This is a genomic window from Bacillus hominis (assembly GCF_018332515.1).
GTDB classification, from domain to species: Bacteria; Bacillota; Bacilli; order Bacillales; family Bacillaceae_G; genus Bacillus_A; species Bacillus_A hominis.
Genome location: NZ_BOQD01000395.1, coordinates 1 through 14,048, shown reverse-complemented (window position 1 = coordinate 14,048; position 14,048 = coordinate 1). Strand labels below are relative to the sequence as shown.

The window sequence follows — 14,048 nt, the reverse complement described above, 5'->3', positions numbered from 1 at the left end:
ATTATGTTGGTGATTACCCCAATAGCAGAGGTTATTACGCCCATAATAGCGGGAAAAACTGCCTGGACAATCGACAAAATAAATTGAATCGCCGGGATCACTACGCCTTTTATTATTGTCGCTAGACCTTCTAGTATCGCAGTGGCTACGGGAATCGCCGCTTGAATTATCGAAACTATTACCGGAAATACCGCCTGAACAATTTGTAAAATTAAAGGGATAACTGTAGTCGCTATGATAGAGATTACCTGGCCTAATAATTGAATAATCGGAATCGCAACGGAAATCGCAGCAGCTATAATCTCAGCTATTACCGGGAATACCGCTTGTACTGCCTGAAGGATGATCGGAATCACTGACGTCGCTATGATTGATAGAACCTCTCCAAATCCTTGAATCAACATTCCTGCTATGCTAAACGCCGCCTGGATTACTTGTAATATAATAGGGAATGCCGTTTGAAAAGCTTGAGCGAATATCGGTAAAACTGTAGATGCTAGCTCAGTAAAAATTTGAGCTACTTGTTGTATAGCCTCCGTTATCACTGGCATAATTTCTATTGTCGTATCAGCAAACATCTGAATTAATTCAGTAATCATAGGCATTACTTCTTGTACCACTTGACCGAAAAGTTTGAATAAATCAGATGCTAAAGGTACCACGGCTTGTATTGTTTCTCCGAACAAACGGAATAAATCGAGTGCTATCGGTACTACAGCTTGTACTACTTCACTAAACAAACTAGCTATTGTAGAACCTAACTCACCAAAGGCCGCACCTAGCTCAGAAAGAGCAGGTCCAAGTGTAGCGAAGCTTTCTGCTATAACTTGTCCCGTTTTCGCAAATTCAGGAGCAAGTGGTGCAAATGCTTGTGTAATCCCTTGAGCTATTGACTGAACAACCGGCAAAATCGCAGATATCACAGAACTAAAAATCGATTGTATAGACTGCCAAGCCGACATAAAAGCAGACTTCACTTGATCATTTGTATTGATCAATTTAAATATCGTAGCACCTAAAGAAGCTACAATAGCGATTACCCATCCTACGGGGCCTGAAACACCTAAAAACGATAAACCTAAACGTACAATTAATGGTGTTAAAGTGGCTATCGTATTTCCTATTGAGGAAAAAGACATTTTGATAAAATCAATTACTGGAGAAAGAGCTGATCCAATTCCAGCAAATGCTGAACTAAGTCCTGATATTGCTGAACTAAACGCACCACCTATTCCCTGACCAAATTCACTAATTTTCGATTTTATTACAGTTAGCGAAATCTCTACAGCTGTTGCAAAACCAGAAAACACCTGTCCTACTTTAATTAACCCTGCCTCTAACGCTGCGCTAATTGCTGTACCCATTGCTGAAAATTTTTCCGGTATTGTCCCGAGATAAGAACCTAAAGAATCAAAAGCAGCTTTCATAGCCTCAACAGCTGCTACTGTCCCATTTTTTATTGATTCCCACGCATTATTCACAGCATTTCGGAAAGTCTCGTTATGTTTGTATAATTGGACTAGCGCTACCCCCACTAAGCTTAGAATTGCAATAACCGCACCAACCGGTCCTAACAATAATGCAAATCCGGCTCTTAGTGCTGACAAAGCAGCCCGCAGCATTACCGCACCTTTTGATGTTCCCGACATCCATAGCATAAGTTGACCGAGAGTGATAATTGCACCGCCGATTGCGTTAATAACAATACCCGCTACCGTTGCTATAACTAAAAAAGCCGTAGTAAATGCTACTACGGAAGCAATCACCGTCTGCACAGGAGCTGGTAATTTCATAAACGCATTTGCTAAGGTTTCAACTACTCCAGCTACAGCCATTAATGCAGGAGCTAATGCATCAGTAAATGCACGTGCTGCAGCATCAAGAGATGATTCCATTTTCGTCAGTGCTCCGGCCCATCCTTCAAGCATAGAGTCCGCAGCTTTTTTAGAAGCACCGTCCGATTTCACTAAGGATTGTGTTAAAGCTTCAATCTTTTCAGGTCCCGCTGCTACAAGTGCCATCATACCTGATACAGCTTCTGTCCCAAATATTGTTGCTAACGCCGCACCTTTTTGTGCACTTGTCATACCTTCCATTCCTGATTTCAACTCACCAATAATTTGGGACAATGGTTTCATATTACCTTGTTGATCCGTAATAGATACGCCAAGTCGTTTTAACTCATTCGCCGCTGCTTTTGGCGGTTTAACTAAACGTAGTAAAGATGCACGTAATGCTGTACCAGCGGTCTCCCCTTTAATACCGCTATTTGACATAATACCAACAGAAGCCGCTAGTTCTTCCATCGATATGCCTAATTGAGCTGCAGGACCCGCCGCATATTTAAAAGCGTATTGCATATCTCCTACGCCTGCAGCTGTTGCGTTTGCGGCTGTTGCTAGAACATCAGCAACATGTGTACTTTGACTTGCCTCCATACCAAATGAGTTTAAAGCTGACGTAATCGTATCAGCAACCATTCCCAGGTCTTCGCCTGATGCAGCCGCTGCACTCAACACACCAGGTAATGCGGACGTTGCTTGAGCCGAATCGAAACCTTTCGCACCCATTTCAGCAAAAGCCGCTGCTACCTGCCCTGTTGAATACACAGAATCCTTTGCCATATCAAGAATCGCTTTCTTCACTTGACCGTAGTCACCTGCAGTTAAAACTGCCGCTTTACGAGTTTGTGATTCAAATTCTCGTGACTTTTGAATCATACTCCCTAAAGCAAAAGCCGACGCTGCAGCGGCAGGACCAAATGCATTTTGCATTGTTTGCCCTGTTTGCTGTACACGTCGGCCCATTTCAATTGCTTGATTACCTACTTCTTGAAATCTAGCACGCCACCCTGAATAATCAGGAGGCGGTGGTGCTGGTGGCGCTGGTGGTAATGGTGGAGGTGACGGCGGTTGTGGAGCTGGTGGGATAGGAGGTGGTCTACTAATCTGCTGAAAAAATGTATTCCATGCTTGTGTAGCTCTTCCAAGGTTACTTATTAAATTAGATATGTCTGCAATCACCTGAGTTTCTACCTTGTTCTGGCTCATTCACCTCACCTACCCTTCCTCTTCTTGTATTTGACTTCTAATCATTGATTCTATTTGATCAAAGAACGATTCGTTTCTTTGAATTTTTTCAACTACTTCTTTCCGTTCATTTGCTTGTTTTTCAATATCACGAACACTTTCTGGACGGGTATATATATCCGCTAATGACTTGATTTTGTCACTTTGAGCATTTCGATTAAACAAAGCTTGTACACTTGCAAACTCGTACTTATCAAGTAGTTGTTCCTTATATCCGTTCAACATAAGGTGATACTCCTTGAGACTAATACGCCAAGATTGCAAGGTGGTCATATTAAAAAAACGAAAACACTCACCTTGCAATTCATCAATATTTATGCGTACAGGTTCTCGAACGATTTCTGTTGTTCCGCTGTCATTGTCCCTAGAAGTTTCTTCACTGTCTTCTGGAAGAAAAAACTATTTAGCACAACTGCTTTGTTGTACTTTAGAATTTCATCAAGGTCTAGTTTTTCAGCATTAAACATATTTTCAATCTCTTTCTGTACAGCTTCATACGTGATTCCCTCATTTGTATGAATCAGTGCGTAATAAACCACATCCGTGAAATTAGTAATTCCGCCCTGCATGGTTTGGGAAACGAATTGCATCGGCCCGCCGTTTTCATCTAATAACCTCAGTGCCTGTAAACAGAATTTCAGTTCTTGTTCTTTACCATTAATTACGAAACGCGTATATGATTTTTCAGCCATAATAATTACCTCCAATTATTTTTTGTTCAAAATAAAAAAGCGTCTATATGAACGCTTATTCAAATCTTAATTATTTATTTCCCACAAATTCATCCATTGTTTTATTAAGCAAACTAATCATTGCTTCTCTTCGCTCGCGCGGGGTTGTATTATCGTATAACTCATTGTGAATATCACTTACTTTGGCCAACTTCTGAGGATCGACATAATTAGTTACCTCTTCATGCCCACCAAGCATCATAATTGTATTGCCTATAACGACCGCTTGCTCTTGTTTGCTTAATTTCATTTGTTATCACCTTCAATAGCGAGTTTATCGGCTCTAACCAAAATCCGTTCTACGTTTTGATCCACAACTGAAGTTTTACTATTGTTGTTAATGGTAGTTACTAGACTATGTTTCATCCCCTCTTCATTCCCTTGCATTTTTTCTGATAAACTATCAATAATTTTATTTAAAACACTAATTGTCGCTTCACCACATTGTCTCGCTGTTGAATTTCGAGTCGATTCCTCACATAATTCTGATAAGCGATTTAAATCAACGTGAGGAGCCAAAGCATCCTCTCCGAATGTTGAAAGAATTGAAGATGCGATTGCAATTTTTTCGATTTTAGATATATCCAAAAATCCCCACCCCCATAAACATTCTTAATTATTAATAAATAGACTTACTATTACGCTCCTGGTGTAGCTACATCACCAGAAGGCGCACCTTCAGGTACTTTATTAAGCGTCCCTTTAGAAATTTTCCCATTTAATTTTAAGCCAATAGAATACTTTGAGTACTCCTCATTTTCATGAGAAAGTTCCAAACTATTCAACATGTATGTTCCTGATTTAACTTTAAACTCAGAAGCGGTTGCACTACGTAGGTTAACTTCATGAATTCTTACTAAAACTTTATTAAGAATTGCTTCTTCTACATAATCAAGTCCCTCGTCACCTTCAGTACAAATCCCTTCAATGCTAGCTGATTGTGTTACGTCACCGTAATCAGATCCACTCTTATCTTTTGTTTTCAACTCGATTTCTCCAGCCTCAATTGATCGTGAACCTGACGTTTGGTTAAAAAATCGAACTGTTTTTGTAGTTTTTCCATCAGGTTGCGGAATGTCAATCAAGTAAAGTGTTTCGGCACCTTTAAACTCAGGTGCATTACTTTTTTTCACTTCTGCCATTTTTAGTCCCCCTCTAATTTCTGATTGTTATAGTAATAAAACTCAAATGTTTCGCTGTTAAAATCTCAACGTCTTTTTGAGACAGTGGTTCAAAACCCTTTACTTTTGCATTAAAAAAACCGATTCGTTCTGGATTCTTTTTACTTGTATCGTACAAGTCAATTGAACCCTTTTCGAATCGGTTAATTATTCTATCTTGCAAATCGTTCCTATCAAAAATTTTATCTGCATACACACCTACTTGTATCAGATGATTACGTGAGAAATTCTCCTTTGAGTACCTGCTAATTGTTCCAGACAAATCCTCAATGGTAATGAAGGGTTTGTCTTTTCCTGATACAGAAACACCATCGTATATCCATGTAGTAGGAGCAAAAACATCCAGCAACTTTTTTAATGAATACATTACATCATTCAACATAATTAATGCCCCTTCGCTACACGTTGAACAGTTTTGCTTATATCCTCAACAAATGGTTGCTCACCTTCAAATGCTGTTTTACGCATAAAACCTTTTTTGGTTTTGTGCGTAAATTCTTGTACCGCCGCGTAAATAAGAGGAGATCCATACGTACCAATAATTCTCGCACCGACTACCATCTTTACACTTGCAGGAATACTTTCAGATAAAGGACCGTGTAATATCGGCGCTCGATTAGAGGCTTGATTAGCCTGTAATCGTGTATGTTTTTCTACCGTTTGTTCAATTTGTTTTTTGTATCTATTGGGACTATGTGCTTTTAACACAGCTGCTTGCCCTTTAACAACAACTTTAACCCTCATCAAATCACCCTCTTTACAATAACCTCACGACGGTTTACTCCACCAAGCCCTCGTTCATCGATAAGTTCGATAACATAAAAAACACCTTTACGTTCAATTTTTTCAATGTTCTCTAAGTCCACATTAAGAGGAAATGTAACAAGTGCCTCTCCTTTTTTAACATCGAGATCAGCAAACTTCGTCTTTTCCACTGACGTGAATTTCTTCCAAACTAATTGAACGTTTTCTTTTTGAGGTTCACCTTGCATCTCTTCTCCTGTAATTGGATCCTTTACAGAAACCCCTTTAATGTATAAAATCACCGGTTCTCTACGTCCCTGCTCAATCATTTCACGATTTTCGCGAATCTCTTTAATATCATCTTCAGTAAGCAATTGCTACACCTCCTCGCTTATTAAGTAGTTCAGCCGTGACGAACATTGTGGATGTGGGCTTATTAATTGATTCATAAGACTTTCCGGAATATTTTTCGGATACTTCCCAGTTCCTAAACCGTATGCATCACGTCTTGCTAGCTTGTAACACATATGCTTTGAGTGGTTTCTGTGGCGATGGCCATTATCAATAATTTGATACCCTGCCACAATTTCACTTTCTAATCCATTCTGTATAGTAGCTGCTCGGTACGTGTTAGTACTCTCAGAAATTGCTACACGCTCAACCTTCCATTTCTCATTGTCGTGTACTTCTTTTATCTTTTGAGAAATCATTGTAATGCTCTCGCCCTTTAATACAGATGGACGAATGACACTACTTAATCGATCTCTCATATCTCCAGATAAATTCCATACACGATCAGACAGAACTAAGCCATCTTCACCAGGTCTTTTTATAGCCCCTTGAATAATTTGCTTATTTACTGCAGTTATAGATTTCACGTCCAAACCTGCTTCTGATAATTTTGATGTGGTCCATTTCGACGTGTTTTCAATCAATGTATGGAATGATCGCTCTGCTTGTTTACGAAATTCTTTTTCGTATAAAGTAAGGTCTCGTAATAACGCATTTAACCTACTACGCTTCACGATTCCATCCTTTTGATAGTCATTCAATAAATCAACTAAAAACAAACGTATTAGGATAATGGCCTTTACAGTATCAGAAACTTGTTTTTCGTGCTCCTCTTTAAATTCTTCGGAAATGGTATTGAGCGCCACATCCATCTCTTGTTGAGAATCGCTCATGTAATCATCTCCCATCTGCCCGTTTAGCAAATGTTTGGTGAGTACCTTTTCCCCGTCGATACTTCCTGTACTTTTTAAGCGCGTCCGCTGATAACTTCTTATAGTTTGCAAAAATCATCGATTTATCAACCGATTCTTCACCATCTGTATAAGAAAAATAGCGCGCTGCATCTGCCGCAATCGATTCATAAGCAAATGACAGGGCAAGATAAAAAACAGCATTTGCGTTTAATTCTTCGGTTAATTCTGACTCAGTTTCGGCTTCAGCTAGCCAATTTCCGATGTCTTCCGGAGTTACTTTTGGAACTTTTGCTAACCGACTCTCCAACCTTTCCGACACCTTCATTTGGCGTCACCCCCGTCACTATATTTTGTTAAGGCGTCATAATTCCTGCAGCTTTTAACTTTGCAATAAGGGCGTTTAAGTCTTTTACTACACCCGCTACGTCAGTTGCTGTACTATCTGGTTGTTTATCGACCTTTTTAGGAATCTGACTTGTTTTGTCTTGTAAATCTTTAATAATAGTGCCAAGTGATGTGTCTTTCGCAATCGGCATCGATCTGTTTAAACGTTGTGCTTGATTTTCAGAAATAGGCATTTATAACACTCCTCTCAAAATAAAAAAAGGTAGCATTTTAGCTACCTTTTTAATGGCAAACCTTTTTCCATCCCCAAGGTGTTTGGACCCAATGGCAATGTGGCCACCAACCTGGGCCTCCGCCTGGGCCCGAAGATGGACATGAAGATCCTAAATATGTTAATCCCTGCATATCATTACTATGAACTGCACCAGGTTGACCATTCTCCAAAATCTCCACAGTGCCATCAGCTTGTAAATTCATAAGTACAAAAGTATGTTCTCTCCCTCCCCAAAAACTAGAAAAACAATGACCTCTTCGTCCTGCATTGAGATGATCATTTATAGTTTTTGGGGTAATTAAATACATCGTTGCCCCTTGCCCTTGAGTGTAATGCTGTTGAGGGTAATGACTCGAGTGTGAATATTGAGGCCTAGGCGATTCATATGAATTCTGATACGGAAACATATACTGATCATAGCCATAATGTGAGTATTGAGGTCTAGAAATTTCATATGAGTTCTGGGCTGTAAATTGATCGTAGTCATAGCCATAATCATAGTAATTTGTCATAGTTATGCACTCCTTTTATTCAATATGCTTTAAACTATGACCTAATAACTTTAATCGCTACAACAAACAACCCCTCAAATCGCCTATTTTATCCACTTCCTAAGCCATTGTTTTAGAGATATTTTCAAGAACAGCGATAGACTCTTTCGCATTCTTAACTTCAAATCCAAATTCCCCACGAATGACACGAGAGAAGTAGTCAGCACCATTTGGTGTAGCATCTTGATCATAAATTGGAGTTAAGTAACGTGCCTTTACTTTTTCTGTATCAAGAAGTAACGCACGATCTTTAGGCATATTTAAATCAACTACAACACTAGAAATCGCTCCACCAGGTAAGTCGGAAACAAATGATAAGATTTGGTAACCTGCTGCGGTATCTTGGCGTGTAGTACGAATTGTATCCCCACCAAGCTTTGTAATTTGTCGCGCGATATTTGGTCCACATAGAATCGTATTTGCTGAACCACCTCGAGTAAATACTTGTTCTACAGCGTCATTTAAAGGTTTTGCCGCAATTTCGTTCCCTTTAAAGTCTTGCTTATGTGAACCTTCAATACCCGCAAATGCAAATAAACCACCTGTAGTACGTGGTTGTGTTGGAGAGCCAACATTTCTACGACCATAGATTAGAGAAGTGTTAGCTTCACGAATCATCTCTTGTAAACGCAAGTTTACTTGATAATCTAATTCGTTTGATACGCCGTATGTGTTCACTTGTTGTTGTGTACGTGAAACAGATGCGTATCTTGAAAAGATTTGTGAGAAGTTATGTGACACCAAACGGTCATTGATCTCATTCTTACGGAAAGCATCTTCACCTTCTGGTCTCGGTCTTGCTATGACTTTTAATTCACCACCAGCTGTAATTGCCTCCGCTTTCGTACTATCGTAACCACGTTGCACAGTGATTTTATCCGCGTTTTCATCGACACTTACTACACGTAACACTTCTAATCCGTTTTGTACCAGAGCATTTTCAGTGAATTTACGAGCCTCGCCTTTTTCTAAAACTAGGTCCGTATCCCCAACAGCTGCGGCAGTTTTTACAATACCTGTATCAGAGTTTAAATAGTCGTTCTGCCATTCAAATTTAGTTTGTGTTAAAGCGTCTCCTACACCAATTAATCCGAAAAGAACAGGTGCTTTCGTAAGAATTAAATCCACATTCGCTTGCATTTGTCTTACTTGTTGTTGAAATTCGTACGTAGTTGGTACTGGCATATTTGTAGCCCCCTCAAATTTTTTAAATTAAAAAATCGCTGACTTTTAATCAACGATCCGTTATTTCTTAGATTTTGCTTCTAACAACTTGTTATAAATACGAGTTACCTCGCCCGCATACTTTGAATTTTTTAACGCCTTTGTTTTCGCCTCTTCTAGCTCTTTTTCTAAAGCAAGAATTTCATTTGCTCTCGGATTTGTTCCTGGATTCGCCCCACCAGCTGCATCAGCTCCCACAACTTTCTTGAACATCCAAGGTTTGCTTTCCTTTAGCGCATTAACAGCCTCTTCAACTCCTTGATAATTTCCATTCTCATCAAGTTGAATGGTCGACTTATCTAAAAGCGCCAATACGTCACCTGGATCATTCGCATCAAAAGCACGTGCAACGCTCTTAATTTCAGTGTTTAAAATACGAGTATTGGCTTTTTCTTGTGCTTTTTGCGCCGCTTCGGAAGCCTCTAATGCCTTTTTATCAGCTTCTTCTTTTTCAGCCTGCAAACGTTCAATTTCCGTCATTTCTTGCTTTTTACGCTCTTCTTCAGCTTTTTCGTATTCTGCTAACTTTGCTTTTACGTCATCGTAGTCGCCGTATTGTTCTGCTGACTTGTTACGCTCGCGCTCTAAGCGTTTCTTAACGATTTCATCTAACTCCTCTTGCGTAAAAGTTTTTGGTGGGTCATCAGTACCAACAGGCTTTTTGTCAGGATCATCACCCGAACTACCATCAGAGAAAAACTGAAGGTCTAACCGAAGTGGGAACTTAGGTGTTTTTTGTACTTTTTCTACAAAATACTTTAATGCTGTAGCTTGTTTTGCGTATTCCATTAGCAAATCCTCCATTTTGAGCCTGTCGGCTATAATTTCCGAAAGTTTATAGCGCCATTTCGTAAGGCAAGTATTACTTTTCGTTATACGGATCCTGAGACTGTCTTTTCAACATCCGCTCTTGCATAATCTCCATGAACTTTTGTTCCGCATTTTCTTTACCACTTCTCGTAATCGCACCTTTAATTGATTCGATTTCGTTTGAAATTTCATCGCCTAACTGTTCGATAAGTGCTTTTTGATCTTGCGGTAACGGTAAACCGAAAATAATCTTACTAGCATAATAGTTATCTACTTTTGCTAACATTTCTTTATCGTATTTGAATTTGGAGTCATCCTTCCTAGCTTTCATATAACGTAAAATATACTCATTTAAGGTTTGTAGACGGGACTGCCATATCACCCATGAGCGTTGTGTTTTAGAAATGATATTACTAAATAAAAGCTGTACGGCCATGTCATTTATACCACCTGTATTCATATCAGCCGTATTCACCATTGGTACTTCTGCTTTTTCATGTAGGCGTTTTTGCAATCGGTCCAGATACGCTTCAATGGTTTCTTTAAATCGGAATCCACTTTCTAGCTTTTTAGCGCTTGGTTCACCTGCATCTTCCGCACCATCACCTAAATCCCATTTCGCACCTGGTGCAACTTGAAGTGGATTCTTTGGATCCTCGTCTACATTCGTTAGTAACGTAATGGCGAACATTTCAAAACGTAGCGCATCCGAGTAATCAGACATTTTTTTGTCGATTTCGTCAGAAAGCTTAATCGTTTTTTCAAGCTCACTATAACCTGTAGTTCGCTTACTGAGCTTTTCAGTCGGCACTGGTACAACGGGAATAAAATCGATGCCCATTGATGAGCGCTCAACCCTATCCTCTTGTTTTTCTAAGTCACCGTTGTATACAGCCTCTTCAATTTCACAGTCGTACTCACCAGCTTCTTCATGCCAAACTAAGTAATACGATAATTTCCACATTTTCGTTTGTTCTTCATCAAGCCATGCAATAAAATGAATCTCTTCCAGTTGGTCTATATCCCAGTCGCTATACTTTGCAATAACTTCTGTTGATGGATGCCAAATAATCTTAAATTCACCACGACGTTTATCGTAGTGAAGACGGGCATACACACCAGTTTTTGAAATAGCACGGTCTTTCGCTGCTGCTAATAACTTCTCATGCATTCGGTTGTCATCCCAAACCCATGTTAATAACCGTTCCTTCGCCTTCGCTCTACTGTTTTCTGCTTGTTGCTCCTCACTAGGTTCATATCCTGATTGAATCATAAGAGCTGGATCGTCTATCACATCAGGAGGAACTGTGACTTTCGGTTCTTTTTCAAATTGCCACGCTGCAATCATGTTTACGATTTTTTGAGGATAATCAAGTTGTATTTTCGTAGGTTCGTAGTCGAGATTGTCTGGTTTTTTATAATCAGACCATACGTTTAAGTCTCCTTCATAACGCTCATACAAGCGAACCTCAGACATAATGCGTGTCCACTCAGAATCGCCGAGTGCGGTACGAACTGGCATTACAATTTCCACTGGATTCATAAAATTACGATCACCTTGTACTCTCATTCAAGCCCCTCCTTCCTCAATATCTTGAATTCCCTGTAGTGCCTGCTTTACGTCTTGCACGTTTATATGCGATAGAAAAAGCCATTTGAACCGCATCCGGACCGTCATCATGTGGATGCATCGGATACATTTCAAATTGCTCCAATAAAGCACGTAAATGTTTCATAAAACGTAATTTACCACTCTGTATATCAGGTAATAATGACTCAATACGTAGTGCTTTTCGTGTACGTTGCTTAATTTGTTTTAAGCGCGTCGATGAAGGATACCCTTTTTTCTGCAATTCCTCTCCAACCTTATCCGCAAACCACTCCTGCGCTTGTTGTGCCTCTACTGCGATTGATTCATATTGATATGCCAGCGTGTATTCTACAGCTTTTTCTAGCAATGTATTTGGATGAACACGCTCCATAAAAATATCGATAACATAACAAGTTCCTGTTTCCACGTTTTTCGCAATTGTAACTACTACGCTATAGTCACCTTTCTCTTTCCCCATTGCGAAATCAACCGCACCGTAATACAAAAGTTTTTTGTCTTTTAAATCATCTTCAGTACAGTACGTGAAATATTTAGGTTTAAATATCTGTCTTTCCTCGTCAGTCGGGTTACATAGATACTCCTGGTTAAACGCTTTGGTACCGTCATCTTCTCTAATTTCCATCAAATCGATGTATGGGAAATGTGATGGCCATAACGTTTTTGTACCACGGAGCATTTCTTCTTTGTTCTGCTCATAAAATTCACGAGCTTTATCAGAAGCCTCCTCTTCATCCACCTGACGAATCTCCCGCCACTCTTGCCATAAATCTTCACGCTCTGACCATTTCAAAATTGCCGGGAACGATCTTGATACGAAATCACGACGGTTCTTAATAACGTGATGCAATAAACTGTCGTAACAAACGATAGTACCCATATAAATACAGGCACCCTCTTGTCGACTTAAACCTGGTAGTAATTCTTCCTTGAACCAGCGTTTATTTTTTGCGATTAAATCAACTGTCGCGGTATTTTCTTTACTCTCCAAATCATCCAAAATGTAGAGCTGAACCCTTTTTGAACCGTGACGCAAACCACGCACCTGTGTCCCGATACCTTTTGCTTCGACTTTCGTATTTGTTAAAGTAACGAATTCTTTATCATTATCAACTTCATTTCGGCTTTTTTGTTCGTGAAGTAAGATACCGAAATCCTCGCGTAATTTTTCGTTATACTTTAACTGATCACGCGCCCAGGATATAAAGTCACCGGCTACATCAGATGTTTCAGAAATCAAAACAATATACTGCTTTAATCGATACACGACTTGATGACACAAATAACCATTACTCAGGTATGCGGTTTTCGCATGGCCACGACCTACACTCCAGGCTACTTTTTTCTTTTTCTCCCTACCTGTTGTGATGTCATCTAACAAGCCACATAAGGTTTCGTGAAATTCAGCCGCATCATCCATCGTTACTCCAGCCGGGATTAAGTTATCAGGATTTCCGGGATTTCCTTCTTCCGAGAAATACTCATACATGAAGTACAACATGTCATGTTCTCCACGATGTACCCTTTTTAACTTTTCTAGCTCATCGATGTCAGCAAGTAGTGTATCCATATAATATTCTGTAGCCTCGCCAGTTTCGTACAACTCCTGTAATTTCTTTGCTCTTTCTGCTACAAGATTGATACGCTCCTGACGTTCTTGACGGGCTAACCATTTACCGTCTATATATGCCATGTAGCCCGCCCTCCTTTTACTCGCCTGTCAATTTTTTTAATTTCTCAAGCTGTTCTTCAATTTCAGCATTTGTACGAGTTGCATTGCCTAAATCACCCTCGATTACTTTCTTATCAGTCAGTAAACCGAATCGCTGCATGTACAATTGCATCGCTTTTACACTTGGTTGCGGCCCTAAAATTAACTGCATTAACTTGCTGTATACCTGCTCGCGCTTCTCTGCGAGAAAACTATCGGCCACTTCACTCTTGAATGCGATGAAGTCCTGGTTCTTAGTTCGCCACTCCCAAAGCGTTGTCCGATTTATACCAAGCTCGTTCGCCATTTCGTCTTGGGTTCTTTTTTCCTCGTTATTCGATTCCATCAACTCATTTTCTACAAGCAAGTACGCCGCTTGAATTTGTTTAGCCGTAAGTTTCTGTTTTAACTCGTCTAACTTCGCCATCATCCCGCTCCCCTTTCTTCGTGAAATAGAAAAAGGCAATCGATTTAATATCGACTGCCTTGAAATTCGTATATTTAAACTTTTAAATCACTATATTTCCATGGTAAAATTTACTTGTATTTTCATATAAATTTAGAGGTGGTCTAT

Annotated in this window: 18 protein-coding genes; all 18 read right to left on the bottom strand. The window is 39.6% G+C overall.

What is annotated here, in order from left to right; translation table 11 throughout:
• On the bottom strand, positions 1–3,023 hold a 3,023-nt coding region (locus tag KI356_RS25595; RefSeq protein WP_212936834.1), incomplete at its 3' end, for a phage tail tape measure protein.
• Between the two features lie 36 nt (positions 3,024–3,059).
• Positions 3,060–3,314, bottom strand: coding sequence for a hypothetical protein (locus KI356_RS25590; protein WP_000931847.1), 255 nt, complete (start codon positions 3,312–3,314; stop codon positions 3,060–3,062).
• A gap of 89 nt (positions 3,315–3,403) precedes the next feature.
• Complete coding sequence (locus KI356_RS25585) at positions 3,404–3,781, bottom strand: tail assembly chaperone (protein ID WP_000818630.1); 378 nt, start codon at positions 3,779–3,781, stop codon at positions 3,404–3,406.
• A gap of 70 nt (positions 3,782–3,851) precedes the next feature.
• The gene (locus tag KI356_RS25580; RefSeq protein WP_000777417.1) at positions 3,852–4,070 is read right to left on the bottom strand and encodes a hypothetical protein; all 219 of its coding nucleotides are present in this window, start codon (positions 4,068–4,070) and stop codon (positions 3,852–3,854) included.
• Positions 4,067–4,408, bottom strand: a complete 342-nt coding sequence (locus KI356_RS25575; RefSeq protein WP_000355283.1) for a hypothetical protein — start codon at positions 4,406–4,408, stop codon at positions 4,067–4,069. The genes KI356_RS25580 and KI356_RS25575 overlap by 4 nt, the downstream gene beginning before the upstream one ends.
• Before the next feature lie 50 nt (positions 4,409–4,458).
• On the bottom strand, positions 4,459–4,962 hold the full coding sequence (locus KI356_RS25570) for a phage major tail protein, TP901-1 family (protein WP_000852561.1): 504 nt from the start codon (positions 4,960–4,962) through the stop codon (positions 4,459–4,461).
• Between the two features lie 13 nt (positions 4,963–4,975).
• Positions 4,976–5,383 carry a hypothetical protein gene (locus KI356_RS25565; protein WP_000930920.1) on the bottom strand — a complete coding sequence of 136 codons (408 nt, stop codon included), beginning with the start codon at positions 5,381–5,383 and terminating at the stop codon, positions 4,976–4,978.
• 2 nt (positions 5,384–5,385) lie between these two features.
• A complete protein-coding gene (locus KI356_RS25560; RefSeq protein ID WP_001264192.1) occupies positions 5,386–5,745 on the bottom strand; it encodes a hypothetical protein in 360 nt (119 codons plus the stop codon).
• Positions 5,745–6,119: a hypothetical protein gene (locus tag KI356_RS25555; protein WP_000954646.1), complete on the bottom strand. Its 375-nt coding sequence runs from the start codon at positions 6,117–6,119 to the stop codon at positions 5,745–5,747. Before KI356_RS25555 ends, KI356_RS25560 begins: the two co-directional genes overlap by 1 nt.
• Positions 6,120–6,122: 3 nt before the next feature.
• A complete protein-coding gene (locus KI356_RS25550; protein WP_001285266.1) occupies positions 6,123–6,929 on the bottom strand; it encodes a hypothetical protein in 807 nt (268 codons plus the stop codon).
• A 4-nt stretch (positions 6,930–6,933) separates the two neighbouring features.
• The gene (locus KI356_RS25545) at positions 6,934–7,275 is read right to left on the bottom strand and encodes a hypothetical protein (protein WP_000868476.1); all 342 of its coding nucleotides are present in this window, start codon (positions 7,273–7,275) and stop codon (positions 6,934–6,936) included.
• 28 nt (positions 7,276–7,303) lie between these two features.
• A complete protein-coding gene (locus KI356_RS25540; RefSeq protein WP_001122832.1) occupies positions 7,304–7,528 on the bottom strand; it encodes a head fiber protein in 225 nt (74 codons plus the stop codon).
• A 49-nt stretch (positions 7,529–7,577) separates the two neighbouring features.
• Positions 7,578–8,081 (bottom strand): hypothetical protein, encoded by a 504-nt coding sequence (locus KI356_RS25535; protein ID WP_000186508.1) that lies wholly within the window; start codon positions 8,079–8,081, stop codon positions 7,578–7,580.
• Between the two features lie 99 nt (positions 8,082–8,180).
• Positions 8,181–9,305 carry an SU10 major capsid protein gene (locus tag KI356_RS25530; protein WP_001145078.1) on the bottom strand — a complete coding sequence of 375 codons (1,125 nt, stop codon included), beginning with the start codon at positions 9,303–9,305 and terminating at the stop codon, positions 8,181–8,183.
• A 60-nt stretch (positions 9,306–9,365) separates the two neighbouring features.
• Entirely contained in the window at positions 9,366–10,133 is a 768-nt protein-coding gene (locus KI356_RS25525) for a phage scaffolding protein (protein ID WP_000455458.1), read from the bottom strand.
• 73 nt (positions 10,134–10,206) lie between these two features.
• Positions 10,207–11,724: a phage portal protein gene (locus tag KI356_RS25520; RefSeq protein ID WP_001265882.1), complete on the bottom strand. Its 1,518-nt coding sequence runs from the start codon at positions 11,722–11,724 to the stop codon at positions 10,207–10,209.
• A 16-nt stretch (positions 11,725–11,740) separates the two neighbouring features.
• Positions 11,741–13,456, bottom strand: a complete 1,716-nt coding sequence (gene terL / locus KI356_RS25515; RefSeq protein ID WP_000323342.1) for a phage terminase large subunit — start codon at positions 13,454–13,456, stop codon at positions 11,741–11,743.
• Positions 13,457–13,472: 16 nt separating this feature from the next.
• Complete coding sequence (locus KI356_RS25510; protein ID WP_001086031.1) at positions 13,473–13,901, bottom strand: phBC6A51 family helix-turn-helix protein; 429 nt, start codon at positions 13,899–13,901, stop codon at positions 13,473–13,475.
• Between the last annotated feature and the right edge of the window lie 147 nt (positions 13,902–14,048).